General features: G+C 69.2%; 29 protein-coding genes. 11 read left to right on the top strand and 18 right to left on the bottom strand.

The genetic code is table 11. The features are described 5' to 3' along the window. Positions 1-113: 113 nt before the first annotated feature. The 3 genes from WYO_RS14970 to WYO_RS14960 all read left to right on the top strand — a co-directional run bounded on the left by WYO_RS14970 (position 114) and on the right by WYO_RS14960 (position 3,839). Positions 114-797, top strand: a complete 684-nt coding sequence (locus tag WYO_RS14970) for a hemolysin III family protein (RefSeq protein WP_039903029.1) — start codon at positions 114-116, stop codon at positions 795-797. Positions 798-926: 129 nt separating this feature from the next. Further along, complete coding sequence (locus WYO_RS14965; protein ID WP_007563870.1) at positions 927-2,144, top strand: glycosyltransferase family 4 protein; 1,218 nt, start codon at positions 927-929, stop codon at positions 2,142-2,144. Between the two features lie 171 nt (positions 2,145-2,315). Beyond that, a complete protein-coding gene (locus tag WYO_RS14960) occupies positions 2,316-3,839 on the top strand; it encodes an undecaprenyl-phosphate glucose phosphotransferase (RefSeq protein ID WP_007563868.1) in 1,524 nt (507 codons plus the stop codon). 120 nt (positions 3,840-3,959) lie between these two features. Here the strand turns inward: WYO_RS14960 and WYO_RS14955 are convergent, their stop codons facing one another. The 9 genes from WYO_RS14955 to WYO_RS14915 form a co-directional block, all read right to left on the bottom strand. Continuing rightward, complete coding sequence (locus WYO_RS14955) at positions 3,960-4,313, bottom strand: hypothetical protein (RefSeq protein ID WP_007563866.1); 354 nt, start codon at positions 4,311-4,313, stop codon at positions 3,960-3,962. A gap of 225 nt (positions 4,314-4,538) precedes the next feature. Further along, positions 4,539-7,112, bottom strand: coding sequence for a TonB-dependent receptor (locus tag WYO_RS14950; RefSeq protein WP_007563864.1), 2,574 nt, complete (start codon positions 7,110-7,112; stop codon positions 4,539-4,541). Between the two features lie 256 nt (positions 7,113-7,368). Further along, complete coding sequence (locus WYO_RS14945) at positions 7,369-8,007, bottom strand: hypothetical protein (RefSeq protein WP_007563862.1); 639 nt, start codon at positions 8,005-8,007, stop codon at positions 7,369-7,371. Positions 8,008-8,044: 37 nt separating this feature from the next. Continuing rightward, complete coding sequence (locus tag WYO_RS14940) at positions 8,045-8,929, bottom strand: ABC transporter permease (RefSeq protein ID WP_007563860.1); 885 nt, start codon at positions 8,927-8,929, stop codon at positions 8,045-8,047. A 151-nt stretch (positions 8,930-9,080) separates the two neighbouring features. Beyond that, entirely contained in the window at positions 9,081-9,821 is a 741-nt protein-coding gene (locus tag WYO_RS14935) for an ABC transporter ATP-binding protein (RefSeq protein WP_007563858.1), read from the bottom strand. Further along, the gene (locus tag WYO_RS14930; RefSeq protein WP_007563856.1) at positions 9,818-10,126 is read right to left on the bottom strand and encodes a hypothetical protein; all 309 of its coding nucleotides are present in this window, start codon (positions 10,124-10,126) and stop codon (positions 9,818-9,820) included. Before WYO_RS14930 ends, WYO_RS14935 begins: the two co-directional genes overlap by 4 nt. Then, positions 10,126-10,560, bottom strand: a complete 435-nt coding sequence (locus WYO_RS14925; protein WP_007563854.1) for a hypothetical protein — start codon at positions 10,558-10,560, stop codon at positions 10,126-10,128. Before WYO_RS14925 ends, WYO_RS14930 begins: the two co-directional genes overlap by 1 nt. Before the next feature lie 104 nt (positions 10,561-10,664). Further along, positions 10,665-11,648 (bottom strand): YVTN family beta-propeller repeat protein, encoded by a 984-nt coding sequence (locus tag WYO_RS14920; protein ID WP_007563852.1) that lies wholly within the window; start codon positions 11,646-11,648, stop codon positions 10,665-10,667. A gap of 125 nt (positions 11,649-11,773) precedes the next feature. Next, positions 11,774-13,021, bottom strand: a complete 1,248-nt coding sequence (locus tag WYO_RS14915; protein WP_047170837.1) for an ABC transporter substrate-binding protein — start codon at positions 13,019-13,021, stop codon at positions 11,774-11,776. A 183-nt stretch (positions 13,022-13,204) separates the two neighbouring features. On the opposite strand from WYO_RS14915, the gene WYO_RS14910 reads away from it, so the two are divergent. The 7 genes from WYO_RS14910 to WYO_RS14880 all read left to right on the top strand — a co-directional run bounded on the left by WYO_RS14910 (position 13,205) and on the right by WYO_RS14880 (position 18,760). Continuing rightward, the gene (locus WYO_RS14910; protein WP_007563847.1) at positions 13,205-13,711 is read left to right on the top strand and encodes a DUF3280 domain-containing protein; all 507 of its coding nucleotides are present in this window, start codon (positions 13,205-13,207) and stop codon (positions 13,709-13,711) included. A gap of 28 nt (positions 13,712-13,739) precedes the next feature. Next, positions 13,740-14,441, top strand: a complete 702-nt coding sequence (locus WYO_RS14905; protein ID WP_007563845.1) for a (5-formylfuran-3-yl)methyl phosphate synthase — start codon at positions 13,740-13,742, stop codon at positions 14,439-14,441. Beyond that, positions 14,438-15,007, top strand: a complete 570-nt coding sequence (locus WYO_RS14900) for a uridylate kinase (protein WP_007563843.1) — start codon at positions 14,438-14,440, stop codon at positions 15,005-15,007. The genes WYO_RS14905 and WYO_RS14900 overlap by 4 nt, the downstream gene beginning before the upstream one ends. After that, positions 15,004-16,563, top strand: coding sequence for a DUF6513 domain-containing protein (locus WYO_RS14895; protein ID WP_007563841.1), 1,560 nt, complete (start codon positions 15,004-15,006; stop codon positions 16,561-16,563). The genes WYO_RS14900 and WYO_RS14895 overlap by 4 nt, the downstream gene beginning before the upstream one ends. 3 nt (positions 16,564-16,566) lie before the next feature. Next, on the top strand, positions 16,567-17,157 hold the full coding sequence (locus WYO_RS14890; RefSeq protein WP_007563839.1) for a DUF447 domain-containing protein: 591 nt from the start codon (positions 16,567-16,569) through the stop codon (positions 17,155-17,157). A gap of 116 nt (positions 17,158-17,273) precedes the next feature. Then, positions 17,274-17,807: an SRPBCC family protein gene (locus tag WYO_RS14885; protein ID WP_007563837.1), complete on the top strand. Its 534-nt coding sequence runs from the start codon at positions 17,274-17,276 to the stop codon at positions 17,805-17,807. A 53-nt stretch (positions 17,808-17,860) separates the two neighbouring features. Further along, on the top strand, positions 17,861-18,760 hold the full coding sequence (locus WYO_RS14880; protein ID WP_193375350.1) for a YncE family protein: 900 nt from the start codon (positions 17,861-17,863) through the stop codon (positions 18,758-18,760). Positions 18,761-18,786: 26 nt separating this feature from the next. Here the strand turns inward: WYO_RS14880 and WYO_RS14875 are convergent, their stop codons facing one another. Then, on the bottom strand, positions 18,787-19,983 hold the full coding sequence (locus tag WYO_RS14875) for a hypothetical protein (protein WP_007563833.1): 1,197 nt from the start codon (positions 19,981-19,983) through the stop codon (positions 18,787-18,789). Between the two features lie 462 nt (positions 19,984-20,445). Here WYO_RS14875 and WYO_RS14870 point away from each other — a divergent pair, with 462 nt between their 5' ends. Continuing rightward, positions 20,446-20,700, top strand: coding sequence for a hypothetical protein (locus WYO_RS14870; protein ID WP_007563831.1), 255 nt, complete (start codon positions 20,446-20,448; stop codon positions 20,698-20,700). 44 nt (positions 20,701-20,744) lie between these two features. Here WYO_RS14870 and WYO_RS14865 read toward each other — a convergent pair whose 3' ends face one another. The 8 genes from WYO_RS14865 to WYO_RS14830 form a co-directional block, all read right to left on the bottom strand. Next, a complete protein-coding gene (locus WYO_RS14865; RefSeq protein ID WP_007563829.1) occupies positions 20,745-20,945 on the bottom strand; it encodes a hypothetical protein in 201 nt (66 codons plus the stop codon). Between the two features lie 74 nt (positions 20,946-21,019). Then, entirely contained in the window at positions 21,020-22,192 is a 1,173-nt protein-coding gene (locus tag WYO_RS14860) for a hypothetical protein (RefSeq protein WP_007563827.1), read from the bottom strand. 89 nt (positions 22,193-22,281) lie between these two features. After that, complete coding sequence (locus WYO_RS14855; protein WP_007563825.1) at positions 22,282-22,482, bottom strand: hypothetical protein; 201 nt, start codon at positions 22,480-22,482, stop codon at positions 22,282-22,284. A 79-nt stretch (positions 22,483-22,561) separates the two neighbouring features. Then, complete coding sequence (locus tag WYO_RS14850) at positions 22,562-23,017, bottom strand: response regulator (RefSeq protein ID WP_007563823.1); 456 nt, start codon at positions 23,015-23,017, stop codon at positions 22,562-22,564. 191 nt (positions 23,018-23,208) lie between these two features. Then, positions 23,209-24,081: a dienelactone hydrolase family protein gene (locus tag WYO_RS14845; protein ID WP_007563821.1), complete on the bottom strand. Its 873-nt coding sequence runs from the start codon at positions 24,079-24,081 to the stop codon at positions 23,209-23,211. 71 nt (positions 24,082-24,152) lie between these two features. After that, entirely contained in the window at positions 24,153-24,557 is a 405-nt protein-coding gene (locus tag WYO_RS14840; protein WP_007563818.1) for a hypothetical protein, read from the bottom strand. Positions 24,558-24,676: 119 nt separating this feature from the next. Beyond that, on the bottom strand, positions 24,677-25,171 hold the full coding sequence (locus tag WYO_RS31575; RefSeq protein WP_007563817.1) for a DUF192 domain-containing protein: 495 nt from the start codon (positions 25,169-25,171) through the stop codon (positions 24,677-24,679). A gap of 140 nt (positions 25,172-25,311) precedes the next feature. After that, a complete protein-coding gene (locus WYO_RS14830; RefSeq protein WP_007563815.1) occupies positions 25,312-25,917 on the bottom strand; it encodes a cold-shock protein in 606 nt (201 codons plus the stop codon). Between the last annotated feature and the right edge of the window lie 47 nt (positions 25,918-25,964).

Genomic DNA, 25,964 nt, shown 5'->3' with positions numbered 1-25,964 from the left:
ACTTTTACCACGCGGCACTAGAACCTTGGGATAAACTCCGCATCAGCACTTTGCATAGGGAACGGTTGAGCGCTTTTAAGCTTTAGGATGCAGGCGTAGCAGGAGGCTTCATGATGTCTCTCGCGGAGGATGGTCGCCCGCTGACCCTGACGTGGCATTACACGCCGCGCGAGATCGTGGCGGACGGTGTGATCCACGGCCTCGGTGTCGTCCTCGGCCTCTCCGGTGCGGTGGCGCTGGTGGCCACGGCCCTGACGGCCCATCTGGGCTTCGGCGAGCGGGCCGCCGTCGTGCTCTACGCCACCGCTCTGGTGCTGATGCTCGGCGTCTCTGCCGTGTACAACCTCTATCCGGTCAGCCCGCGGAAATGGCTGTTGCGCCGGGCCGACCACGCGCTGATCTACCTGATGATCGCCGGCACCTACACGCCGCTCGTGGCGCTGGTCGGCTCCGGGACGCGCGCCTACCTGCTGCTGGCGGTGATCTGGCTGGTCGCCCTGGTCGGGATCGCGATCAAGCTGTTCATGCCCGGCCGGTACGATCGCCTGTCCATCGGCCTCTACCTGATGCTCGGCTGGAGCGGCCTGCTCGCCTACGAATCGGTGATCGCCGCCCTGCAGCCGACCGCCCTGTGGCTGCTGGCGATCGGCGGGATGCTTTATTCGGTGGGCGTGCTGTTCCACGTCTGGCGGACGCTGCCGTTCCAGAACGCGATCTGGCACGGCTTCGTGCTTGCCGCGACGGCCTGCCATTACGGCACGATCTGGGCCAGCTTGAACGGCCTCGCGCTGACGTGAATTGATACACGGCAGTAAAACTCCGCTTACCTTCCTTCTGAAAAGGCCGGTCGAGCGGAGTTCCGTTTAAGTTTACTGCGACGGTCGCTGCACCACACTCCTGGGACTGTTATTCCTGGGAGCGATACCGTGGCTGCGAAGCCGACCGAGACCCGACCAGCCCAGCGCCACCGCATCCTGCACGTGTTCCGCGCGCCGGTCGGCGGGCTGTTCCGCCACGTGCTGGACCTCGCCCGCCTCCAGGCCGCAGCGGGGCACGCGGTCGGCATCGTGTGCGACGCGACCACGGGCGGCGAGCGCGGTGCACGCGCCTTGGCCGACCTGGCGCCGTCGCTGGATCTCGGCCTTCTCCGGATCCCGATGCGGCGCAACCCGCACCTGTCGGACTGGACCTGCCTGCGCGCGGTCGCGCGCCGGGCCGGCGCCGTCGGCGCCACCGTGCTCCACGGCCATGGCGCCAAGGGCGGCGCCTATGCGCGGCTCGCGCCGGCCTCGGCGATCCGCGCCTACACGCCCCATGGCGGCAGCTACAATTATCGGCCGGGCAGCGCGCTGCACCGGACCTACATGTCCGCCGAGGCCGTGCTGGCCCGCCGCACCGACGCATTCCTGTTCGAGAGCGCTTACGTCGCTGAGCGGCACCGGGCCTTCGTGGGCGGCCCGGAGCACGTGACACGCATCGTCCATAACGGTATCGCCGACGCGGAGTTCGCCCCGGTGCCCCTGGCCGCCGATGCCGCCGACCTGCTCTATGTTGGAGAGCTGCGCGAGGCAAAGGGCCTGCCCTACCTGCTCGACGCTCTGGTCCGGCTGCGCCAGGAGGGCCGGCCGCTGCGGCTGCTGATGGTCGGCTCGGGTCCCGATGCCGAGAGCCTGCGCGCCATGGTCGAGCGGCTCGGCCTGTCCGACGCGGCGTCCTTCGAGCCGCCGCAGGCGATCCGCTCGGTCCTGGCCCGGGGCCGCATCCTGGTCGTGCCGTCGCTCGCCGAATCCCTGCCCTACGTGGTGCTGGAGGCCGCGGCCGCTGCCCAGCCCCTGGTCGCCACCCGGGTCGGCGGCATTCCGGAAATCTTCGGCGCCATGGCCGGCGATCTCGTCCCGTCCCGCGACGCGGACGCGCTCGCCGGCGCGATCCGCCGGGTGCTCGACGAAGCCCCGGACGTGCTGGCCGCCCGCGTCCGCGCGCTCAGCGAATCCATCCATGAGCGCTTCTCCCTGGAGCGGATGGGGGCCGACGTCATCTCGGGCTACGCCGCGGCGTTCCAGGCCCGCGAGACCCGCCTCAGAGTCGGATCGGGCGAGGCCATGCAGGAACGGGCCGCCGCGATGCGAGCCACGCGAACGTGATCCCGAAAGCGAGCCCGCGTCTCGGGACGTAGACCCGGGCGAGCTCGCCTTGACAGTTTTCTATACGGGCCCGTGCCAGGGTCTAGGCTCAGTAACTCATCTGTTTCCGATGATCGGAAAGCGGTGAGACTCCTACAGACCCGGGGGATTTGCCTCGGGAGGAACCGATCGATGAGCGCGTTCGACATCCGCGACCTTCTCGAGGCCACCGGCCCGCTCGACGGCCAGGCCGCCGTGGCGCGCCTTGGCGGTTCGGTTCCGCCCGCGGACCTGCAGACGCACGCGCCGACGGCGATCTCGCCGGTGGTCGTGGCCGGGCTGGTGCGGGCCGCCGAACTCGCCCTGATCTTCGGTCTGGGCGCATTGCTGCACCTGCTGATGCTGCGTGGCCGGGTGCCGTTCGGGCTGACCTATGCCGGCGTGATCGCGCTGGTCGCCGGCCTCACCGTGGCGCTGGTCCAGGCCGCCGGCGGTTACCGGATCTCGTCCTTCCGAGGCTTTCCCAAGGCGGCGATCCGGTTGGTCGCGGCGTGGTCGATGACCTTCCTGATGGTCGCCGCCATCTTGGTGCTGGCCAAGGTCGCCGATCATTATTCGCGCCTGTGGCTCGCGGCCTTCTACGGAACCGGGCTCGCCGCCCTCCTGGCCGGCCGCTTCGCGCTCGCCCGGGTGATCGAGGGCCAGACCCGGGCCGGCCGGTTCGACCGCAGGACCGCGATCGTCGGCGGCGGCAAGCCGGCCGAAGAGCTGATCGCCGCCCTCGAGAAGCAGAGCGACAGCGGCATCCGCATCGTCGGCGTGTTCGACGACCGCAACGCCGACCGGTCCTCGGACATGGTCGCCGGCTATCCGAAGCTGGGCACGGTCGACGATCTCGTCACCTATGCCCGTCACGCTCGGCTCGACCTGATCGTGTTCACGATCCCGATCACCGCCGAGGCGCGAATCCTCCAGATGCTCGCGAAGCTCTGGGTGCTGCCGATCGACATCCGCCTGTCGGCCCACGCCGCCAAGCTGCGGCTCCGCCCGCGGAGCTACTCGTATCTCGGCTCGGTGCCGGTGCTGGACGTGTTCGACCGGCCGATCGCCGATTGGGATGTGGTGCTGAAGGCTTTGTTCGACCGCAGCGTCGGCCTGATGATGCTGCTGGCCCTGTCGCCACTCATGATCGCGGTGGCTCTGGCGGTGCGGCTGACATCGCGCGGGCCGGTGCTGTTCCGGCAGAAGCGCCACGGCTTCAACAACGAGCTGATCGAGGTCTTCAAGTTCCGGTCGATGTATGTCGACCAGTGCGACGCCGGCGCCGACAGGATGGTCACCCGCGGCGACCCTCGGGTCACCCCGGTCGGGCGCTTCATCCGCAAGACCTCGCTGGACGAGCTGCCGCAACTCTTCAACGTGCTGAAGGGCAACCTGTCGCTGGTCGGGCCCCGGCCGCACGCGCTGCAGGCCAAGGCGGCCAACACGCTCTACGATCAGGTGGTCGACGGCTATTTCGCCCGTCACAAGGTCAAGCCGGGCATCACCGGCTGGGCGCAGGTCAATGGCTGGCGCGGCGAGACCGACACGTCGGAGAAGCTGCAGCGGCGCGTCGAGCACGACCTCTTTTACATCGAGAACTGGTCGGTGCTGCTCGACCTGCAGATCCTGATCACGACACCGTTCGCGCTGTTCAGGACCGAGAACGCGTATTGAACGCCGGTCTTATGCCCGTACGCCGAAACTCTCACCTCAGTGCGAGATGGGAGGTCGGAAAGCAGGGCGGTCTCGGCTGACGTTCAGCCAAGACCGCTGCCAGCTAGACTCTGAGACGGACTACGGCAGGGCGCCGGCCTTCTCCTTGGCCTGCATGATGGTGTTGCGGCAGGCCTCGGCATTGCCGGCCTTGTCCTCTTCCGCGGCCTTGGCAACCAGGCGCTTGGCCTCGTCGACGCCCGAGGCGGTCGGCTTCACGGCGGCGTCGCTCTTGGTCAGGGCCGGCGGGGTCGCGAGCGCCTTGTCGGAATGCGACGAGGTCGTGCCGCCGGGCGGGGTCGTGCCGGTCACCGAGGCGGCGCCCGCGCTGTCGAGGCGCTTCTGCAGCGTGGACACCTCGTCGGCGCAGGGGGTCGCCCAGGCCGGGGTGGCGGCTGCGAGAGCCAGGGCGGCGACGGCGAATCTCATCATCATCGGGGCGTTTCTCCACGTCGTTCAGGGCGCGCCCGGCCGCGACCCGCGGGGATCGCCGGGGGCCGGCCGGAGCGTCGATCGCTCCCGGAAGAGACGCGGGGGGCGAAGGCGCGTTCCTGAGACGTGAGGCCGCACGGCGTTCGGTCTCGGGGGCCCAGAAACGCGCAGGGCGCCCCGCCCGGTCCGAAGACCGCGCGGAGCGCCCTGCCCTGACGGAATGGTGCGTCAGTACTTACGGATGATCGGCTCGGCCGACATCGGCACCGGGTCGGCCCCGAAGGCGTAGCGGATGCCGGCATAGACCGAGAACGGCTGCGACAGGGTCGTGGTCCGCGGATCGCTGATCCGCAGGTTGCCGGCCACCGCGCCCGGCTCGGCGAAGGTGCCGAACGTGGCGTAGCGGTTGTTGGTCAGGTTGGTGATGAGGCCGAAGACCTCGAGGTTCTTGGTGACCTGATACTTCGTCTGGAAGTTCATGACGTAGTAGGGCGGCAGCTTGCGGTTCAGGTTCGACTCGTCACCGCGGAAGTAGGACGACGAGAAGGCCTGGAGGTAGAGGCCGAACTGCCAGTCGGGGGTGATGAAGTAATCGAACCCGGCCTTGAACTGGTGCGTGGGCACCAGCGGCACGACGTTACCCTTGCGGACCTCGATCGCCCCATCATCCGAGAGCGGGTTGTTGGGCGAGGAGAGCGTGCCGTTGAACTGGAAGGTGGCGTCGATCAGCGCGTAGTTGGCGTAGACCCGCAGGTAATCGGCCGTGTACTCGCTGCCGACCTCGATGCCCTGGCGCTGGGTCGAGGGCACGTTGACGAAGTAGGCGCGGGCAGTGTTGCCCGGGGTGGCGAGCGACAGGATGTCGTTCGACAGGTCGGTGCGGAAGGCGCCGATCTTGTAGCTGATCACGCCGCCATCATAGGTGTTCGGCAGCGCGCCCCGGAAGCCGACCTCGTAGGTCCGCCCGGTCACCTGCTTGAGCGGCGGATCGGCCACCAGCGAGTTCGGCAGGAGGCACGGCCGGTCCGGGTTCGAGCAGGCCAGCTCCAGCGGCGTCGGCGCGCGGTTCGATTCCGAGTAGCTGCCGTAGAGGTTGAGCGCGTCGGTGAAGCGGTAGGTTAGGCCGGCGACCGGGTTGATCTTGTTATAGTAATGCGTGCCGGTCACGTCCGGCGAGAAGCCGGTGAGATCCTCGCTCTGGATGCGGGCGAAGTTGAGCCGTGCGCCCGCCGTCAGCGACAGCCGGTCGGTCACGTCGAGGGTGTCGAGCGTGTAGAGGCCCATATACAGGTTCGAGCCGTTGACCGAGCTCGGGGCGATCCCGAGCGCCCCGGCGGTCCGGAGCTGGGTCGTGCCCAGGCCCGGGATGTTGCCGTAGAACGGGTTGCTCGGATCGGTGGTGATCGACAGGTTCGGGTTGATCACGCCCAGGGTGCTGGACGACTTGAACGAGTAGTTCGCGGCATCGATGCTGCCGCCGACCACGAAGGAATTCGGCAGGCCGAACACCCGGTCGCGGTTGGCCGCCTGGATCGATCCGCCGAAGCCCGTGGCCTCCGTGTTGGTCACGTCGAGCGTGCCGTACGGGATGCCGGACCGGAACGGGATGCGCTGGTTCTGCTGGCCCAGCATCAGGAACTGGTTGCGGAAGGCGAGCTGCGTCTGGCCGGCGGCCGGGCTGAAGCCGTCATCCTCGAAGCAGAGATTGCCGCGGAAGCTGGAGCGGGTGCTGCAATTCTCGAAGTTGCCGTCGTTGCCGTCGACATAGGTCTGGCTGAAGCGGCGGAAATAGGCGTTGCCAGCGAGATCCCAGGTCGGCGACACGTCGACCCGGCCGGTGAGCTGGAGGGTGCCGACCTCGGTGGTCGTGGTCTGCGGGTAGGTGAAGATCGCCCGCGGGTCGCGGTGGGTGAAGTCCACCGGCGTCGCGGCGGCGGCACCGAAGAAGCTGCGGGCGGCGAGCCCGATCAGGTGGAACTCCGAATCCTGCGAGCGGTAGCCGATATCGCCGTAGAGCCGGCCGATCGTGCTCGGGCTCTCGTAGCGCCAGCCGCGGTCGTTCAGGCCGTCGCCGGTGAAGTAGACGCTCCACGGGCCGGAGACCTTGCCGTACTCGACGTAGCCGGCGGTGCGCGCGTCCGAGCCGCCCCAGGCCGAGATCTCGGTGCCCTGCCAGGTAAAGCCGTTCTTCATCTGGATGTTGACTGCGCCGCCGAGCGCGTTGAGGCCGAAGACCGGGTTGCCAGTCACCACGTCGATCCGCTGGATCGCCTGCGGGGGGATCAGGTCGAAATTGACCGTGTCGCCGAACGCCTCGTTGATGCGCACGCCGTTCTGGTAGACGGCCAGGCCCTGCGGCACGCCCTGGACCGGCGAGACGGTGAAGCCGCGATAGGTGACGTCGGGGCGGTTCGAATTGCCCTGCGAATCCGACAGGTTGAGGCCGGGCGTGCGGCGGGCGAGCGTCGCCACGACGTTGTCGGTGCCGCGATCGACCGTGATGTCGCTGGCCGTGACGGTCTCGACTGTGCTGGGGATCTTGTAGAGCGGCTGCTCGCTGCCGCGCAGGCGGACCGGGCCGATCGGCGGCGGCGCCGAGCCGGCGGGCTCCAGGCCGCCCGGGCCGTTCAGGTTCTGGACGCGGCTCGAATTGCCGCCGCCCGACCCCACCGGCGTGGTCGAGACGACACTGATCTCACCCAGCGTCACGGCATTCTGCGCCTGCGCGGCGCAGGGCAGCATCGCCCCGCCCAGAACCGACGCCGACGCGACCAGGCTGCTCCGAAGCGCCCTCAGTGACATCCCAATCCCCTTGCCGTGAACCCGCGCTCGTTTCAGCCGAGCTTGAGGTCACTCTTGGCGGGCAAAGGAAAAGGACACAATTGATCGGACACCACGCGCGGCCGGTTTCAGCAACCTTTCGGAAATACCGATATCGAACGCCGGTGCACGTGATTTAACGGCAACAGTTTCGGTAACGATTTCAGAGGCTTAGGGAAGTTTCGGCAAGCATTATGGGATGAATCGGCAATCCGCGCATGCCGGTCCGGCGCCGCCCTCAGAGCCGCGCCTGAATCATCCGGGCGATCTCCCCGAGCCGTTGCTCGAGCAGCTGCGGCACCTCGCAGACATAGGTCAGCGACTGGCTGCGCTCCTGGAAGATGCGGCGGTCCCAGGCGAACTTGGTCTCCAGCTCCGACTGGTCCTTGGGCAGCTCGGTGGCGTCGGTGGCGCTCGGCGCGTCCTTGGTCTGGCTGATCTTGTCCGCTTCGTCGCGGATCCGCTCGGCCATCCGGCGCTGGCCCTGGGCGTAGCGGGCGATCCCGCCCATGACCTTATCGCGCTCGCCGTTGATGACCTCAAACACGCCGGCATAGACATGGGTCAGCGACTTGGCCTTCGCGTCCTTGTCGGCCCCGAGCTTCGCCACGAAGGCATCGAGCAGCGGGCCGACCTCGGACAATTCGGTGCGGCGGGACGCGATCTTCTGGGCGAGCACCGCCGCATCGTTGTCGCTGCCCCAGTCGCCGGCCGCGGCGATATCGGGCCCGGTCCAGAACTGGCCGGGGCTCAGGGTCGCGACCTTCCGCTGGACGCAGGGCCAGTCCGGGTCCTGCCGCGGCTGGGCGAGGACGGGCCCGGCCGTCAGCGCGAGGCCGAGGGCGGAGGCGAGAAGGCGGGCGGGAATACGGGTCATCGAAGGGTTTCCGGAATCATCACGCGATCATTGGGTGCTAGGTGTTATCGCCGGCCGGCCCGCCGCGGCGGGCCATGATGCCGCGACCGGGATCGTAGGCGACGACCGCCATCCCGAAGAACGCGAGGGCCACGCCCACGACGACCGCGCAGGCGACCGGCTCGAACTGGACGTAGAGGGCGAAGCGCACGAGCTGGACCGCGTGGCTGAACGGGTTCAACTCGCAGATCCAGTAGAGCGTTTCCGAGGATTCCCGGATCCGCCACAGCGGGTAGAGCGCAGAGGAGGCGAAGAACATCGGGAAGATCACGAAGTTCATCACGCTGGCGAAGTTCTCGAGCTGACGCACCAGGGACGACAGGAACAGGCCGATCGCGCCCAGCATCAGCCCCGAGGCCAGGAAGGCCGGGAGCGCCGCCAGGTATCCGAGCGGCGGAATGTCGGTCTCCCAGAAATACGCCACCGCCAGGAACGCGTAGGCCTGCACGATCGACACCGAGACACCGGCGATCAGCTTGGCGAGCAGCAGGAGCCAGCGCGGATAGGGTGAGGTCAGCAGCACCTTCATGGAGCCGACCTCGCGGTCGTAGACCATCGAGAGCGAGGATTGCATGCCGTTGAACAGCTGGATCATCACGGCCAGCCCCGGCACCACGTAGACCTCGTAGAGCACGTAGGTCTGGTAGGGCGGCTCGATCGAGACCCCGAGTGTGTTGCGGAACCCCGCCGCGAAGATGAACAGCCAGACCAGCGGCCGGACCAGGGCCGAGAAGAACCGCTCCTTCTGATTGAAGAAGCGCAGCAATTCCCGCCGGACGATGCCGCCGAGGCAGATCAGGTAGCCGACCGCATCGAGCCGGCCCATCCGGGCGGTTTTCTGAGACGGGGTTGCCGGGACGGCCGTGGCGAGGGGGGGCGTCATGTGAGCTGACCCATGCGCAGGCAGGCGCCTTTGATCTCGTAGCGAGGGCTACGGCCGGAAACACGCGCCTGCCCCTCCCCCCTCTGCGGGGGCCGGCCCACCCTCCCCCGCAGCGGGGGGAGGGAGAGCGCGCGTAACGTCCGGTCGCCCGTCACGCCGCCGCCCTCCCCGGCTCGGCGACGAGGCGGCGGAAGGCGTCGGCGAGGTTCTCGCCCGGCGCGCCGATATCCCCGGCCCGGCCCCGGGCGACGATGCGTCCCCGGTGCAGCACCACGGCGTCGTCCTCCGGCGCGATCTCCTCGAAGATGTGGGTCGCCCAAAGGACGGACAGGCCCTCCTCGCGCACTAGAGCGCGGACGATCGCGACGATGTCGGCCCGGGATTCGAGATCGAGGCCGACGGTCGGCTCGTCGAGCAGCAACAGGTCCGGCCGGTGAATCAGCGAGCGTGCGATCTCGATCCGGCGCGACTGGCCGCCCGACAGCGTGCGGACCTTGTCGTGGCGCCGGTCGGCGAGGCCGACGCGGTCGAGCAACTCCCCCACCCGCAGCGTCCCGGCCTTGCGGGCGATGCCGTGGAGGCTCGCGTGATAGAGCAGGTTCTGCTCGACGGTGAGGTCGGTATCGAGGGTCCGGGCCTGGAACACCACGCCGAGCCGGGCCAGGGCGCGGGAGGGCTCGCGGTCGAGCCCGTGGCCGAAGATCGAGACCCGGCCGCTCTGGTTGTTGTAGAGCCGGGTGATCACCGAGAACAGCGTCGTCTTGCCGGCGCCGTTGGGCCCGAGCAGGGCCGCAAACCGGCCGCGCTCGACGGTGAGCGACACGTCGTCCAGCGCCGCCCGCGCGCCGAAGCGGTGGCCGACATGCTCGACCTGCAGCGCCGGCTCACTCATCGGCCGAGCGCCCTGCGGGCATCCGCGACCGCGTCGAGGCACTCGTCGAACTCGCCCTCCTTCTGCTCGCGCTCGGCGACCCGGAGGGCTTTTTTCAGTTTTGGCAGAGCAGCCTCGGACGGGTTCGCCGCGAGCGCATCGCGGATCATCGTGATGCCTTCCGCGCAGGAGGCAGCGTCGTCCGCCGCGAAGGCGGGCGTGGTTAGAAAGATGCTGAGGAATGCGAGCGCGAACCCCCTCCCCCCGCTGAGGGGGGAGGGAGATGCAGCGGCAGCCTCACGCCGAAATCTCAATTCGGCGCCCATCACTTCACCGTCAACGTGCCGGTCATGCCCTTCGCCTCCAGGCCGCGGGCCTCCCACTTGTAGGCGCCCGGCTTGATCGCGACGAACTCGACGGCGATCTCGCCGGGATCGTCGAACTCCAGGTGATCGGGGGCGCCGCCGCCGTGGATCTCCTTGTGCTCGATGACGATCTGGTTGAGCCAGATGTAGCGGAAGAACTCGGGCGCGTAGAACTTGTATTCCTGACGGCCCTTGGCGACGATCCGCAGCCGGTAGGCCTTGCCGGATTCGAGGGTGATGTCTTTGTTCTCGACCGCGAAATCGTTGCCCTGATCGTCGCCGAGGACGAGGTCGGGCAGGTTCTCCCGCTTCTTGGTCAGGTCGAGGGCCGCGGCGGGACCGGCCGCGAACAGGCCGGCCAGGGCGAGGGCTGCGATCCGAAGCGTTCGCGTCATGTCGTTCCTATCCCTGTGCCACCGTTCATGCGGCGATGCTTTGTGTCATGGGCCTTCGATCGGGGTTACCCGCCCCGATCTGCCTCCTGTCCTCGCGGGACAAATCAGTTCGGGGAGATGGCCACGCCCCAGGGCAGCAGGCCGACCGGGATGCTTTTCACCACCTTCTCGGCAGCTACGTCGATCACCGAGACGTCGTTGGAGGTGCCGTTGGTGGTGAACAGCATCTTCTGGTCCGGCGTGAAGGCGAGCTGCCAGACGCGCTGGCCCACCGGCAGGTACTTCTCGACCGCGTAGGACTTGGCGTCGATGACCGCGACCCGGTTGGCCGGGCCGAGCGCCACGAACGCCTTGGTACCGTCCTTGGTGATGCGGATGCCGACCGGCTGGATCGCCTCGTCGTTCACGCTCGGGATCTTGAAGGTGATCTTCTTGATCACCCGGCGTTGCGCCACGTCGATCACGCTGACCGTACCGCCGACCTCGGCCGAGACCCACAGGAACTTGCCGTCGGCGGTGAACTCGGCAAAGCGCGGCCGGGCATCGACCAGCACGTTGTCGATCACCTGGAACGTCTTGGTGTCGATGAAGTGCGCCATGTTGGTGGTCTCAGAGGTGTTGACCAGGATCTTCCCGTCCGGCGACAGGCCCATCCCCTCCGGCTCGACCCCGACCGGCACCTCGGCCAGGACCTTGTTCTTCTCGATGTCGATGATCGTGACCTGGCTGTCGTCCTCGTTGGCGACGTAGAGCGGGTTGCCGGAGGCATCGAGGATGAACTGCTCGGGGTCGGGGCCGGAGCGCAGCGAGCGCACGACCTTGCCGGTGCTGGTATCGAGCACGTCGATCCGGTCGTCGTCGCTGGCGCAGACGAAGACCTCCTTGCCGTCCTTCGACACGGTGACGCCGCGCGGCCGGCGCCCGACCTTCCAGGTCGCGGTCACGGCCATCGTATTCGTGTCGATGACGCTAACGGAATTGCCCTTCTCGTTGGTCACGTAGGCGGTGAAGGCGACGGCCGGCCCGCTGAGGGCGAACCACGCTCCGAGGGCGACCACACTCAGACCTGCCTCGACGCGGCGGCGCATACGCATTCCTTCCCTTGTGACGTCCCGGCGTCCTCGAAGGACGTTCTCGGAGGTGGATTGTAGAGCATCGCCCGCGCGTTGCGAGGGCGCGGACCCCTCGCCAACGCCGCAGGCGCCCGAGGGCCTCATTTGAACTTGCAGGTGGTCTCGGGCAGGTCGACCCCCAGCGTGTCGAGCGGGGTACGCTGGTGCAGGAAGCCCTGCTCGGGCGCGACCGAGACCAGGGCCTTCGGCTGGACCACGATCACCGGCTGGCGCAGCTGGTGATCCCAGGGCCGGAAGGTCAGCGACACGCCCTTATAGGCCGGCAGGTTGAACGCCGGGTCGACCAGGTACGGGGCCAGAACCGCCGGATCGTTGGTCTTCTTGGCGGTGACGGCGTCGCCGACGGTGCGGACCGCGGCCCAGACCTGGTAATCGAGCGGGCGCATCAACCGGGAGGCGAGCCGCCGGAAGCGGTTCTGGGCCTGCGCGGCGCCCCAGGTCTCGAGGACGGGCGACCAGCTCGTGGAGGTGAGCGCCTGCGTGCCGCCGACGGGGCGGGGATCGACGGTGCGGTAGGAGACGTAGTCGCCCCAGTCGCCCTCCTCGTCGGCCACGATCGCCATGTCGTAGTCGAGGCCCCGGGTGAAGACCATCGCCTCGGCCCGGGTCGGCGTATCGCCGCGCGCCTTGGCGAGCGGCCCGAAGGTCCAGGGCTTCTCCGCGGTGATCTTGAGGCCGAACTTGCGGGCGGAGTTTCGTACCGCCTCGGCATAGGCCTTGTCGGCGTCGGTCGGGCCGACGATCAGAAAGATCTTCCGCCAGCGCATCACCGTCAGGTACTGCGCGACGGCATCCGTCAGCATCGCCCGGGACGGCAGGATGTGGAACACGTTGGCCCGGCAATCGGCGCCGCGCAGGCGGTCGTCCGGGGCGCCGGCATTGAGCACCACCGCGCCGGTCTCCTTGACCGCGTCGGCCACCGCCAGCACCGCGTCGGCCGGCAGGGCGAGCACGAGGTAGTTCACGCCCTTGGCGATGAGCTCCTTGGCGGCCGCCACGGCGTCGGGCTTCTCGTCGCTGAGCGCGATCTCGTCCAGCGCGAAGGTCTGCTTGGTGAAGCGGCCGGTGGTGTTGTTGTCGGCGATGCCCATCTTGGCGCCGGCCAGCCCCTCGTCCTCCGGGGCGGCCTCGGCATCGTAGGAGGACGGCGCCGGCTGCGGCCGGTAGATCAGCCCGATATGCGTGTCGATCGGCGGCGGCGCGGGCTGCTGCGCCAGGGCCACGAGCGGCGCCAGCAGCGCACCCGCCACGAGGGCGGCGCGAAGCCCGGCCCGGGACCGGGCGGGCAGAGTGTGGCGCTGGACCGGGGCGTGTGCAGGATCGTGCATGTGCGCGGCCTCTAGCAGCTTCCGATCCGGCCGCTCAACCACGGCTTCTTGGCGAATGATCACGTTCGCGTCGTGGGCCAAGCACGCGACGATGTACATTGCCAATTTGTCCCTTCGCCCGAGCTATAGGGACGCGAATGCGCCGGATGACACGGCATCGATCATCGTGAGGGAGCCCCGAGGATGCGCCACCTGTTCGCCTGCGCGGTGACCGCCTGCCTCCTCGCCGGCCCCGCCGTCGCCGCCGAGAAGGCTGCGATCTTCCCCGTCGAGCTGTTCGATCCCGGCGCCACCTACGGCACGCGGGCCCGGCCGGTGGACACGAAGAAGCTGGCGCTGGTGACCGACGAGCTGCGCAACGCTCTGCACAACCAGGCCGGCCTGGAGATCGTCGATACCGCCCCGAAGGCCGATGTGGTCGCCAAGGAAGGCCCGCTCTACAAGTGCAACGGCTGCGCGGCCGACATCGCCAAGAGCCTGGGTGCGGATCTCGTCGTGACCGGCTATGTGGAGAAGGGATCCGGTCAGATCTTCAACCTGAACGTCACCATCGCCGAGGCCGAGACCGGCAAGATGGTGCGCGGCGGCCAGGTGACGATCCGGGCCGATACCGACGACACCTGGGCGCATGCCATGCGCTGGGTGGTGAAAAACCGCCTGCTCGCCGAGCCGCTGCCCGGCAAGTCGTGATTGCGTGCCGCACATCTTCGAGAGATCCGTGTCCGCGTTCCCCGTTCCGCCAGCCCCCCTGCCCAGCCTCCTCGTCAGCGTCCGCGACCCGGCCGAAGCCGAGGCGGCCCAGCTCGCCGGGGCCGACCTGATCGACGCCAAGGATCCGGAGCGCGGGGCGCTCGGCGCCCTCGACGTGGACGTGGTGACGGAGATCGTCGCCCGGATTGCCGGCGCGGCCGTGACCAGCGCGGTGGCCGACCCGACGCCCGACGCCGTCACCGCGATGGCCGCGACCGGGATCGACTGGGTGAAAACCGGTCTCGACGCCCGGGACCGGCGCGACAAGGCCGCGATGGCCGCCCTGACGGCGGCCGCGCCCGGCCGCCTGATCGCGGTCCTGTTCGCCGAGGACGGCCCGGCGGCCGATCTGGTCCCGGCCCTCGCCCAGGCCGGCTTCGCGGGCGCGATGATCGACACCGCCGGCAAGTCCGGCGCCCGGCTCACCGATCTCGCCGAGCCGGAGGCGCTGGCGGCGTTCACGGCGGCCTGCCGGACCCACGGGCTGATGAGCGGGCTGGCCGGCTCCCTGCGGATCACCGACATCCTGGTCCTGAGCACCCACCGCCCGGATTATTTTGGCTTCCGCGGCGGCCTGTGCCGCGACTTCGACCGGCGCAATGGCATCGATCCCCTGCGGGTCGCCGAGGCCGTGCGCGCCCTGCGGCCGAACCAACGGGACGCTGCGTGACGACGGTCCTCAAGATCGGCGGCAGCCTGGAGGCGGATCCGGCGCGGCTGCGCGCGCTGCTGGCGGAAGCGGCCGACGGCGCCCACGGGCGCTGCGTCGTCGTTCCGGGCGGCGGGACCTTCGCTGATGCCGTGCGGGCGGATCAGATCCGCGACGGCTTCGACGATGCGGAGGCCCACCGTCGCGCCCTCGACGCGATGGGCCGCATGGCCAGGTTTCTTTGTGAGCAGGAGCCGCGGCTGATCCGTAGCATCGAACCCTGGACCGACGATGCCGCGGCCTGCATCTGGGACCCGGCGAGCCTGCGCGCCGGCCATCCCGATATCCCCGAGAGCTGGGACGTCACCTCCGACAGCCTCGCGCTCTGGCTCGCAACGCGCCTGCGTGCCCGCCTTTGCGTGCTGGTGAAGTCCGCCGATGCCGCACCGGAGGAAACCCCGGACGCGCTGGCCCGCCGCGGGCTGGTGGATGCCGCCGTCCCGGCTTTCGCGATGCGCTACGGCGGCCCGTTCGCGATCTGGGGGCCGACCCGCCGGGTCACTCTGCAGCAGCGGGTAGCCGCGTGAGCACCCCCGAGCACATCGTCTTCGTCACCGGACGCCTCGCCCGGGCGCGGCTGGAGAAGGTCGCGGCCGGTTTGCCGGCGACGATCCACTGGAGCATCGCGGATGCCGGCGTGAAGGTCGCCGCGCTGATGACCGAAGAGATCATCCGCCGCCGGGTCGAGATCCCCGAGGGCGCGACCCGGATCGTCCTGCCGGGCCGCTGCCGGGCCGATACCGCCCGGCTGGCCGAGCATTTCCACCTGCCGGTGGAGCGCGGCCCGGACGAGGTGGTCGATCTGCCGGCCTGGCTCGGCCTCGCCGGCCGCAAGGTCGATCTGTCGAAGCACGACCTGCGGATCTTCTCCGAAATCGTCGACGCCTCGAAGATGACGCCCGACGAGATCCTGGCCAAGGGCCTCGACCTCGCCCGCCGCGGCGCCGACGTGATCGACCTCGGCGGCCTGCCGGATACGACCTTCCCCCATCTCGAGGAATCCGTCGCGGCCCTGAAGGGCGCGGGCCTCAAGGTCAGCGTCGATTCCTTCAACCAGGACGAGCTGGCCCGGGGCGCCCGCGCCGGGGCCGACTACCTGCTCAGCCTGAACGTCGACACCCTCGATCTCGCCTTCGAGACCGATGCGGTGCCGATCCTGGTGCCCCTGCGCCCCGACGACCTGCCGTCCCTCGACCGGGCGATCGAGCGGATGCTGAAGGCCGGGCGTCCGTTCCTGGCGGATCCGATCCTGGAGCCGATCCACCACGGCTTCGTGGATTCGATCAGCCGCTACCGGGACACCCGCGCCCGCTGGCCCGACATCCAGATGATGATGGGCACCGGCAACCTCACGGAGCTGACCGAGGCGGATTCCCTCGGCGTGACCGCCCTTCTGGTGGGAATGTGCTCAGAACTGTCGATCGGCAACGTGCTGATCGTGCAGGTCTCGAACCACACCCGCCGCACCGTCGAGGAGCACGACGCCGCCCGCCGGGTGATGTACGCAGCCAAGGCCGATTCCGCCCTGCCCAAGGGCTACGGACGGGCGCTGCTGGCCCTTCACGACAAGCGCCCCTTCGTGCAGACCGCCGCGGAGGTCGCCCAGGCCGCCGCCGAGGTCCGCGACCCGAATTACCGGATCGCCGTCGCCGAGGATGGGATCCACGTCTACAACCGCGACGTCCACAGGGTCGGCACCGACGCGATGGCCTTCTTCCCCGACCTCGACGTGAAGAGCGACGGCGCCCACGCCTTCTATCTCGGGGCCGAGCTCGCCAAGGCCGAGACCGCCTGGCGGCTCGGCAAGCGCTACGTGCAGGACGAACCCCTCAACTGGGGCTGCGCGGCCGATTCCGATGTCGAGGATTCGACCGCCTTCAAGAAGGCCGGGCATACCCGCCATTCCGGCCCCGACGCGCCGCCGCCCGGCACCCGCGACGCCCGGCTGGTGAAGCCCGAGGCGGATGCCGACGCCCCCGAGACGATCACGGAATCCGAGGCCCGGGACGAGGTGGCGCCCGAGACGCCCCGGCCCGCGACCAAGTTGGTCTGCGGCCGGCTGGTGCCGGCGGACGAGGCCTGAGCCATGCCGCTGATCCTGGAGACCATCGTCACCACGCTCGCGCCCTCCGGCGAGCTGCACCTCGTGCCGTTCGGGCTGATCGGTGAGGCGGACGGCTACGTGCTGGCGCCGTTTCGGCCGTCGCCCACCATCGCTAATCTCGAGGCCAACCCGTGCTTCGCGGCCTCGAGCCCGCGCGACATCCGGGTGATCGCCGGGGCGGTGACCGGGCGGCGCGACTGGCCGACCGTGGCCTGCACGGCCATTCCCGGCCGGCGGCTTGCCGACAGCTTCGGCCATGCCGAGTTCGCGGTTGCCTCGGTGGAGGAGCACGAGACGAGGCCGCGCTTCCGCGGCCGCATGGTCCATTCCGCCGCCCACGCGCCGTTCATCGGCTACAACCGCGCCCAGGCCGCGGTGCTGGAGGCGGCGATCCTCTCGACCCGGCTCCACATGCTTGAGCCGGACAAGGTGTTGACGGAGATGGCCTACCTCGCCATCGCCATCGCCAAGACCGCGGGCCCGCGCGAGCGCGAGGCCTGGGGCTGGATCGAGGACAAGGTCGCGGAGGCTCTCGGCCCCGAGGCGCGGGTTCTCGATCGGGACGCACGCTAGACCCGTATCCGGGCGTTCGGATGCGGGCCTGACACTCACTTGTGACACGCTCTGAGGCGCCAAACCGGTATTCCTCTGACCGGAATGCGCCCTGGAGGCGGGAGGAGCAGGACACGATGAAGACAATGACCCTGGCCCTGGCGGCCACGGCTGCCCTGGTGGCGGCGACCGCGCAGGCCCATGGCCCGACCCGGCGCAAGATTACCGAGTCGATCGAGATCAACGCGCCGGCCGACAAGGTCTGGGCCGTCGTCGGCGACGTCAAGAACGCCGACTGGATGGAGAACGTCACCAAGACCGAGGTCAGCGGCGACGTGCCGACCAAGTTCAAGCGCACCCTGACGCTGAAGAACGGCAACCAGATCCAGGAGACCAGCAACAAGTACAAGCCGGACGAGAAGCTGTTCTCGTACTACATCGAGAAGGTCGACGTGAAGGACCTGCCGGCCAACGACTATTCGGCCACGATCACGGTCGAGCCGACGGGCGACGCCAAGTCCAAGGTCGAGTGGAAGGCCGCCTTCTACCGCGGCTACATGAACAACGATCCGCCGCCCGAGCTGAACGACGAGGCCTCCGAGAAGGGCGTCGGCGCCTGGATCAAGGCGAGCCTCGCCAACCTGAAGGCCAAGGTCGAGAAGGGCTCGTGAGCCTGAACAGGCGCGGCGCGGCGCTCGCCGCCGCCCTCGCCCTCGTCGCGACGCTGGCCCGCGCCGAACCGGCGCGGGAGGCAATCGTGACGGCCCAGCTCGGCGGCGCGGTCGAGATCGTCGACCTCGCCGCCGGCAAGGTGGTGCGCAGCATCGCGCTCGACGGGGCCCCGGCCGGGATCGCCCTGTCGCCGGACCGCAGGCGCGCCTACGTCACCCGGCCCGAGGGCCACGGCCTCGCGGTGCTCGATCTGGAAGCCGGCCGTGTCGTGGCCGAGGTGCCCCTGCCCGGCGGCCCGCTCGGCGTTGCCGCCGATCCGAAGGGAGGCACGGTCTACGTGGCGGATTGGTACGGCCACCGCCTGTTCGTGCTGACCGAGCGCGACGGTGCGCTGGTGCCGGACGGCGAGATCGCGGTGGGCGCCTCGCCCTCCGGCATCGCGGTCTCGCCCGATGGGGCGACGCTCTACGTCGCGAACCGCGAGGCGGATACGGTCTCAGTGGTGGACGCCAAGGCCCGTAAGGAAACCAGGACGATCCCCGTCGGCCAGCACCCGTTCGGTATCACGCTCGATGCCGCGGCCGGGCGTGCCTACACGGCCAACGTCACGAGCGACGACGTCTCGGTGATCGACCTCGGGGCGGGGCGCGAAATCACCCGGATCCCCACCGGCCGGCGGCCCTACGTGATTGCGCTGACGCAAGGCCGCGGCTTCGTCACCGACCAATATGCCGGCAGCGTCACGGCCTTCGACCTCGCTACGCTCAAGCCGCTCGCCGACATCGATGTGGGCGACCATCCCGAGGGCATCGCGGCTGATGCGGACGGCCGGCTCTACGTCGCCAATTGGGGCGACAACACGCTGAGCGTCCTCGACGCCCGCACTCTGAAGGTCGTGACGACCATACCGACCGGCAACGGCCCGCGGGCCTTCGGCGATTTCCTGCGGTAGCGCTCGGGGTTTCGGCGAGGGCGGCGCTATTTCGCAACCCAGCGCTCGTCGGCCCAGACCTCCCCGTGCAGCTCCGCCGCCAACGCGTTGCCGATGGCCTGCTGCGCCGCCTCCGTGTTGAGATCGGAGGCGGTGCTGTCGTCCTCGCCTTCCGTATCGGCGCGGCCCGAGAGGAGGACCGGCTTCGGATCGGCGTCGACGAGCTTCGCATCGAGCGGTCGCAGCCGGATGTAGTATTTCGATGTGTCGCGGACGTCCTGCCAGACGAAGGCACGCAGCGTGATGGCCTCCTGGATCCCGACAGCGGCAAAGTCGGGCAGCGTCCTCCGGAACGCCACGCGGACCTCGCCCCGGCTGGGATCCTTCTCCGACGACACCGTCGACAGGCCCGGAATCGCCTTCTGCGCCGCCTTGCTCAGGATTGACGCGAAATCGGCCTCGTTCGGCTTCGCCTTGAGCCGGATCAGCAGCGCATGATCCAGCACCGTCCCGAACTCCGCGTTGGTGACGCCCGGGACGGCCCGGACCTTGTCTAACAGGGCGGCGGAGCGGCTCGGATCGACCTCGATCGAGGCCGTCGCGCGTCCCGATCTCAATGTGCTGCATTGGGGGATGAGGCCGACCGGATCGAGCCGTCCGCCCTCGGCGCGAACCGTCCGGATCAGATCGGTGAGGTTGGCGATCTTGACCGTCGCGAGGACCTTGCTCGGATCGGTGACGGAAGCACCATCGTCCGGATCCTCCTCCCCGGTCCCATCCGGTTGGGCAATCGACGCCGTGGGGTCCTCGTTGAGCGCGACGAGATCGGATTGCGCGATCCGGATCGTATGCCCGGGCAGAGTCAGGGTGCCCTCGACGCCGAGAGAGTCCTTCTGCCCGGTTCGCTTCAACGCCACCGCGACCTGACGGCCGCCGGTGCTGACCCCCGAGCCCGATAGGGTCGAACCTTGCACCTGCAGCGGAATCGCCAGCCGGTCGAGCCTGAGGGACAGGCCGTCGTACGGAAAACAGACATCGAGACCCGATGCCGTGATTTGGTTGCCGCTCTGGGTGAGTTTCAGAACCCCGTCGATCTGGACCGAGGGGACACCGTCGATGGAGCCTTCCGAGAACGGCAGGAATTTCGAGACGGGCCGCGGCGCCGAAGGCTTCTTGCCGTCGCTCTGGGCGGCGACCGTCCCGCATGCCAGCGAAAGAAGAAGTACGGCCCCGATGCGTCTCATGCGATGCCCCTCAAGCTTATCGCTCCCATATTCCAACTCGGATGGCGCGGCAACTCGATTTTATACTGTCTCAACTTCTCAACAGGCGCGGACAAAAGCGATTTAAGGCTGCACCATTATGACATATCGGACAGCAAGCGGGATTTGCTGCCAGTAACGGCTGACGATAGCACCGCCTCATCCCGAGTTTTCAATCCCGGCTCTGCTGCGGCGCACCGGATTGACCGCGCGTCTCGGAAGGCAGGCACCGCGCACACAACGAAAAAACCCGCGCCGGCGAACCGGGCGGGCTGAAGGTGGATCGGATCGGGCGATCCCAATGCGCGGATCGTATCGCGACGGCACCGGCTGTCACCTCACAAGGGCGAGATGTCGTGCCGGGGGGATCGGCAAGGCCGCACCCCCGAGCAGTCGTCATGGCGATTTCGGGAACCGCAGAACCGTCGGGCCGCTTGCTCCGCCATGCCCGAGACGAAGCCCCCGAAGAAGAAACCAGCGGCCAAGCCGAAGCCGGTCGAGAAGGCGCCCGCCAAGGTCGGCAAGGCCACGCAGCTGGCCGTGATCCAGGACCGCTACCGCCGAGCCCTGATCACCGCCCTCGATCACCCGCATCGCGCGCAGGGCGACCGGATCCGCGCGGCCCTCGCTGCCCTGCTGGCCGAGAAAGCCGCGCTCGGCGTGAAGGACGGCGAAGAGGCCGCCGAGGCGTCGGAATAGCGCCCGCAAGCGCGACACGGGGCTCGCTGGAGCGAGGCGCGCGGTCAGTCCAGCTGGCGATGCGGCGCCCGGCGATAGGCCACCCGGGCGGCGACCAGGGCGCCGCCGATCTGAAGGAAGCCGGATTCGCCGAGATCCGGGGGCGCACCATGCGCCTGAATCAGCAACCGCGTCAGCGCGTTCAGCGCGAGCAGGGTCAGGCAGAAGGCCGCTGCGGCGAGCAGGCTGGCGACGAACTCGGGCATGGCATCATCCCCCGTGTCGAACACGGGCAGCGTAGCAAGCCCTGCGCCAGGGGGAAGCCCGCCCGGGGCGCCGATCAGCGCTTGCGGGTATTCGCCGCCGGGGTCCCAGCCTGGGCGGCGGGCGCCACCAGCCGGGGCGTCTCGACCGAGAGCCGCTTCACCGGCCAGCCGTCGCTCCAGCGCTCCATGTCAGCGAGCCGCGGGTTGTTCTTCATCGCATTCGCGTCCGACCCCGCGAAGGCGGCGGCCGCCGCGATGTCGAACGTCTTCCAGAAGCCGAGATAGTCCAGTGCGTCGACGCGGGCGATGTTGATCTGGGAGACCAGGGTCTGCTGCTCGCCGGTGAGCGCCATGTCGGCCGACCAGCGGAACGGCGGCGGCTTGGGGGCGTCCTTGGCCGCGTCCTTCGGCTCCGGTCCCGGCTTGATCGCGCCGCCGTCATAGGCCGCGTCGGTGCCGGCGGGCGCCGCGAGGGTGGCGGTGAGCGCCGGGAAGCCGTGGTCGTCCGAGAGCGCGCGGACGAACAGCTTGCGCTCGATCGGGACGGCGCTCGCCTCGCGCAGCAGGCGCTTGGCCGCGAGGTCGGCCGCGCGCGTGTCCTTGTCGCCGACCATGGTGATGAGCAGCGTCGCCGGGTCGATGCTGGACAGCTCGCTGAGCGTGATGCCCCGCGATTTCGGGCCGCTGGCGATGCCGCCCGGCGCGGCCGCGAAGATCAGCTTCGGGACCGGCAGCCCCTGCTGCTTGGCGCCTGCGGCCATGTCGAAGGCGATCGGCGCGCCGGCGAGATGACCGATCAGCGCGACCCGGGAGAGATCGGGCTTGGCGTCCGGATCGGATGCGAGGTCGGCGAGCGCGGCCTTGACCAGGGTGTCGGCGATGCCGGGGGCGTCGGCCGGGCGGGTCCGGTTCACCTCCTGGAAGCGGGGATAGAGCACCAGCCAGCCCTGGCGGGTCAGGTGGTCGATCCAGCCGCCGTAGCTCTGCGGATTGACCACGCCCCAGCCGTGCAGGAACACCGCCACGGGCCGGCCGGCCTCGGGCGCGGCGCCGGCGGCGTGGAACGCGAAGGTGGTCGCGGTCCCGCGCCCGAGCAGGCGCTTCACGATCGTCGCCTTGCGGTCGCCGACGCCGCCGGGGCCCTCGGCCGGCTGCGCCGGCGGTGTGGCGGCCTGCGCGCCGGTGATCCCGGCCAGCGCCAGGATCAGGCCGGCAGCGAGCGAACCGCGAAGAACGTTGAGACGCATGAGGGGCTCGGCTGAGAGACGCGATGCGCCGGCAGGTCAGGGCCCGCTGAATAGCAGATTCCCTCGCCTTGGCGACTCGCCCGGGTCGCTCAGCCGGCGAAGGTCGGCTGCGCCACGTGTCCGTCGAGCCGCATCGCCAGAGCCAGGATCTCGGCCGGCACGTCGTCGGTCGCGGACTCGTAGTGGATGCGCAGCTCATCGGTCACGCTATCGACGACGCGGATCGCGTTCCGGTCGTCCGAGAGGTTCCGTCGCAGAGAATCGGCGTGGTTGGCGGCCACGATGCGCATGATCGTCTTCGGGGTTGTTGGCGTTGCAGGGATTCGGGCGTCGCGCGCCCTTGAGATGCCGTACAACCCGGAGTTGGCCTCAGGTTTCCAGGCCCGGCGTAATTAATTTACCACCCGGCCCGATCACCGCAGGACCCGTCGTCCCCGAGGGGCGACCCGCCGCCTGCTCGACCCAGGCCAGGATGTCCTCGGCACGCCACGGCTTCGGGATGAAGGTCGCCGACATGCGCAGGTCGCTCGGCTGGTCGCCGGCATCCCCGGATGTGAGCAGCACCCGGACCCGCGGCCAGGTCACGCCGATGATCCGCGCCAGCTCGAAGCCGCCGATCGGGCCGGGCGTCCGCACGTCGGAGAACACGACGCTGACTTCGTCGGCCCGGTCGTTGAGGATGGCGAGCGCCCGGTCGGCGGTCTCGGCCTCGATCACCGTGAAGCCGGTATCCTCCAGGAGCGTGGCCGCGAGGAAGCGCTCGTCGGGTTGGTCCTCCACGACGAGGATCACGGGCTTCTGTCCGGGCTGTACCGAATCGCTCATGGGCCGGGACACTCTACAGGGGCTGAACGGCGGTCGCGACGATCGGTTCAATGCCCCGGTCGTGACGATCGGCCGGACCCGCGCGGGCACAGATCCACCCGCGACCCTTGCATATTCGACAAGTTGTGGCCGTGTCCCGGGAAGCACAGCCACCCGAGAACATCCTGACAAGACCGGCGAGAGCCCCTGAATCAGCCGACGCCGTGGGCTTTCAGGAAGGCGAGCGCGCGGTTCCAGCCATCCTCGGCCGGCTCCTTGCGGTAGCTCGGCCGGTAATCCGCGTGGAAACCGTGCGGCGCATCCGGATAGATCACCAGTTCGACGGTCTTGCCGGCTTGCTTCGCCTTGTCGCGGGCTTCCTCCACCGAGGCCGGCGGAATGCCGGTATCGGCGCCGCCATAGAGCGCGAGCAGCGGGGCGTGGATCTCGGCCGCGACATCCCCGGCTGTGCGCGGCTGGATGTCGGTCCGCTCGCCCCCGATCGGGCCATACCAGGCCACCGCCGCCTTCAGGTCGCGACGATGCGCCGCGTAGAGCCAGGCAGCGCGGCCGCCCCGGCACCAGCCCATGACGCCGAGCCGGGCGGGATCGCCCTTGGCCGCGGAGGCCGCCCAGGCCGCGGTGGCGTCGAGATCGCCGATCCACTGCGCGTCTGGCGTCTTTGAGATGACGTCCCGGATGATGATCTTGGGATCGGTCATGGTCGAGAGATCGCCCTGGCGGGCGTAGAGTTCGGGGGCGACCGCGCAGTAGCCGGCCTTGGCCAGGCGTCGGCAGATGTCCTTGATGTAGTCGTGGACCCCGAAGATCTCCTCGACCACCAGCACGATCGGGAACGGGCCGGCGCCCTCGGGGACCGCCCGGTAGGCCGGCATCGGGCCGTCGGCAGCGGGGATCTTCACCTCCCCGGCCTCGATCCCGGTGGCATCGGTGTGGATCACCTGCGCCTCGACGCGGGTCGTGGCGACGGTCAGGCCGCTGATCAGGCTTGTCATCACGAAGCCGCGTCGCGACAGCGGTGACGTGATCAGGCCGTCCAGACCGGCATTATCAGCATTCGCCATGATCATCTCTCCCGCATTCTCGCGAAGAGGGCTATCCGGCGAAGACGGCCGCGGTCAAATGACCGGACGGATCAGGCGCCCGCCGCGGCCAGTGCGCGCGCCGGAGCCCGGGCGGCGACCCGGACCGTCTCCGGAGCGGTGCGGGGCTTCAGCACGTCGGCCAGGGTGACGAACGTGTCCGGCGCCGGCGCCTCGACGGCCCGGATGCCGTAGCCCAGCGCGAAGGAGCGGGTGAGGCCGGCATCGCGGGCGATGCCGAACTGCGCCAGCGCGTTCAGGAACGCCTCGCGAAACAGGCTGGGCCGGCACCAGCTCTTCTCCGCCATCTGGAGCGGCCATTCCCACAGGCCCTCGGCCCGGCGCGCAGCCACGGCATCCCGGCCGATGAAATAGCCCGTCCCCCGGTGCTCGAGCCCGTCGGCGCTCACCGACCAATCGTCATTGCCGAACAGCTCGGCATCGGCCACATCGCTCATCGGGTCCTCCGCGCTGTGCCGGCATTCCGAAGCACCGGAACAATGCCGGAACATTGGCGCGGAACATCGCAGCGGTCAAGGCGATTGTTCCCGCTGCGTTCGCGAAAGGGCCCGTCGACTCAGCGCCCCTTGAACAAAGGGTGCTCGACCCGGTCGCCCGCCTGGATGCCCAGCTTGGCCGCGGTGCCGGCATTGAGCTCCAGAACGGCCGAGACCGGGCCGCCCGACGCGATGATCGCCGTCGACAGCGGCTCGGTATCGGCCGCGATCCGGCTCACGGTGCCGTCCTTGCGGATGAACAGCATGTCGAGCGGCAGGTAGGTGTTCTTCATCCACATCGTCACGGGCTCGCTGCGCTCGAAATCGAACAGCATGCCGTGATCGGGCGCCATGTGGCGGCGGAACATCAATCCCCGGGAGCGCCCGGCATCGTCGCGCATCACCTCGACGTCGAACCGCTTCGGACCGGCCTTGGTGACGATGGTGAGCGGCTCGGTCTTGGCGGCGCTCTCGCGTGCCGCCTCCTGGGCGATTGCGGGACCGAGGGGCGCGGACGCGGTCAGGACCAGGCAGGCGATCGTGGCCGCCTGCGCGACACGGGTCAGGATTCTCACGGGCACTGGCCTCTCGGGAAACGCGATTGCGGACGGGGACGTCCGCCGCGGGTGCAGATAGCGCATCGCGCCCGGAGCGGGGGACCGGCTTTTGCGAAAAAGACGAGGCCACCCGATCGGCGCGGGTTCGCGGCGCGCCGTCAGTGCGAGGTCGGCAGCGCGTCGTCGATCAGGCGGATCTCGGCGGCCATCACGCCCTTGGAGCCGTCCCCGTAGCGCACCAGCACCGCGTCGCCGGGCTTCAATTCGGCGATGCCGTAACGGCGCAGGGTCTCCATGTGCACGAAGATGTCGGGCGTGCCGTCGCCACGGGTGAGGAAGCCGAATCCGCGCAGCCGGTTGAACCACTTCACCACCGCGGTCTCGAGGCCGCTGGTCGGCGTCACCGAGACATGGGTGCGCGGCATCGGCATCTCGGAGGGATGCAGGGCCGCCGACTGGTCGAGCGAGAGAACCCGGAACGCCTGCCAGCCCCGCGGCCGCTCCACCGCCTCTACGACGATGCGGGCGCCCTCGCTCGCCGCCTGGAAGCCGTCACGCCGCAGACAGGTGACGTGCAGCAGGATGTCGGGGGCGCCGTCATCGGGCACGATGAAGCCGAAGCCCTTCGACACGTCGAACCACTTGATGCGGCCGGAGACCTCGACGAGGTCGAGCGCCTCGTCGTCGCCCGGTGCCCCGTCGGCGGTCCGGGCATCCTCGATCCGACTGGGGTTCTGCGGCCCGGAAGCGCGTTCGTCAGACATGGCCGAGCAACCTACACCGAATCACGCCGCGCGCTCTCGCAGCAAGA

This window comes from Methylobacterium sp. GXF4, assembly GCF_000272495.1.
Lineage (GTDB): Bacteria > Pseudomonadota > Alphaproteobacteria > Rhizobiales > Beijerinckiaceae > Methylobacterium > Methylobacterium brachiatum.
This window is presented reverse-complemented; position numbering and strand designations above follow the sequence as displayed.

Coding starts and splice junctions, on each gene's coding strand:
- WYO_RS14970 (WP_039903029.1), top strand. CDS start 114: ATGTCTCTCGCGGAGGATGGTCGCCCGCTGACCCTGACGTGGCATTAC.
- WYO_RS14960 (WP_007563868.1), top strand. CDS start 2,316: ATGAGCGCGTTCGACATCCGCGACCTTCTCGAGGCCACCGGCCCGCTC.
- WYO_RS14955 (WP_007563866.1), bottom strand. CDS start 4,313: ATGATGATGAGATTCGCCGTCGCCGCCCTGGCTCTCGCAGCCGCCACC.
- WYO_RS14950 (WP_007563864.1), bottom strand. CDS start 7,112: ATGTCACTGAGGGCGCTTCGGAGCAGCCTGGTCGCGTCGGCGTCGGTT.
- WYO_RS14945 (WP_007563862.1), bottom strand. CDS start 8,007: ATGACCCGTATTCCCGCCCGCCTTCTCGCCTCCGCCCTCGGCCTCGCG.
- WYO_RS14940 (WP_007563860.1), bottom strand. CDS start 8,929: ATGACGCCCCCCCTCGCCACGGCCGTCCCGGCAACCCCGTCTCAGAAA.
- WYO_RS14935 (WP_007563858.1), bottom strand. CDS start 9,821: ATGAGTGAGCCGGCGCTGCAGGTCGAGCATGTCGGCCACCGCTTCGGC.
- WYO_RS14930 (WP_007563856.1), bottom strand. CDS start 10,126: ATGGGCGCCGAATTGAGATTTCGGCGTGAGGCTGCCGCTGCATCTCCC.
- WYO_RS14925 (WP_007563854.1), bottom strand. CDS start 10,560: ATGACGCGAACGCTTCGGATCGCAGCCCTCGCCCTGGCCGGCCTGTTC.
- WYO_RS14920 (WP_007563852.1), bottom strand. CDS start 11,648: ATGCGCCGCCGCGTCGAGGCAGGTCTGAGTGTGGTCGCCCTCGGAGCG.
- WYO_RS14915 (WP_047170837.1), bottom strand. CDS start 13,021: ATGCACGATCCTGCACACGCCCCGGTCCAGCGCCACACTCTGCCCGCC.
- WYO_RS14910 (WP_007563847.1), top strand. CDS start 13,205: ATGCGCCACCTGTTCGCCTGCGCGGTGACCGCCTGCCTCCTCGCCGGC.
- WYO_RS14890 (WP_007563839.1), top strand. CDS start 16,567: ATGCCGCTGATCCTGGAGACCATCGTCACCACGCTCGCGCCCTCCGGC.
- WYO_RS14885 (WP_007563837.1), top strand. CDS start 17,274: ATGAAGACAATGACCCTGGCCCTGGCGGCCACGGCTGCCCTGGTGGCG.
- WYO_RS14875 (WP_007563833.1), bottom strand. CDS start 19,983: ATGAGACGCATCGGGGCCGTACTTCTTCTTTCGCTGGCATGCGGGACG.
- WYO_RS14870 (WP_007563831.1), top strand. CDS start 20,446: ATGCCCGAGACGAAGCCCCCGAAGAAGAAACCAGCGGCCAAGCCGAAG.
- WYO_RS14865 (WP_007563829.1), bottom strand. CDS start 20,945: ATGCCCGAGTTCGTCGCCAGCCTGCTCGCCGCAGCGGCCTTCTGCCTG.
- WYO_RS14860 (WP_007563827.1), bottom strand. CDS start 22,192: ATGCGTCTCAACGTTCTTCGCGGTTCGCTCGCTGCCGGCCTGATCCTG.
- WYO_RS14855 (WP_007563825.1), bottom strand. CDS start 22,482: ATGCGCATCGTGGCCGCCAACCACGCCGATTCTCTGCGACGGAACCTC.
- WYO_RS14850 (WP_007563823.1), bottom strand. CDS start 23,017: ATGAGCGATTCGGTACAGCCCGGACAGAAGCCCGTGATCCTCGTCGTG.
- WYO_RS14845 (WP_007563821.1), bottom strand. CDS start 24,081: ATGGCGAATGCTGATAATGCCGGTCTGGACGGCCTGATCACGTCACCG.
- WYO_RS14840 (WP_007563818.1), bottom strand. CDS start 24,557: ATGAGCGATGTGGCCGATGCCGAGCTGTTCGGCAATGACGATTGGTCG.
- WYO_RS14830 (WP_007563815.1), bottom strand. CDS start 25,917: ATGTCTGACGAACGCGCTTCCGGGCCGCAGAACCCCAGTCGGATCGAG.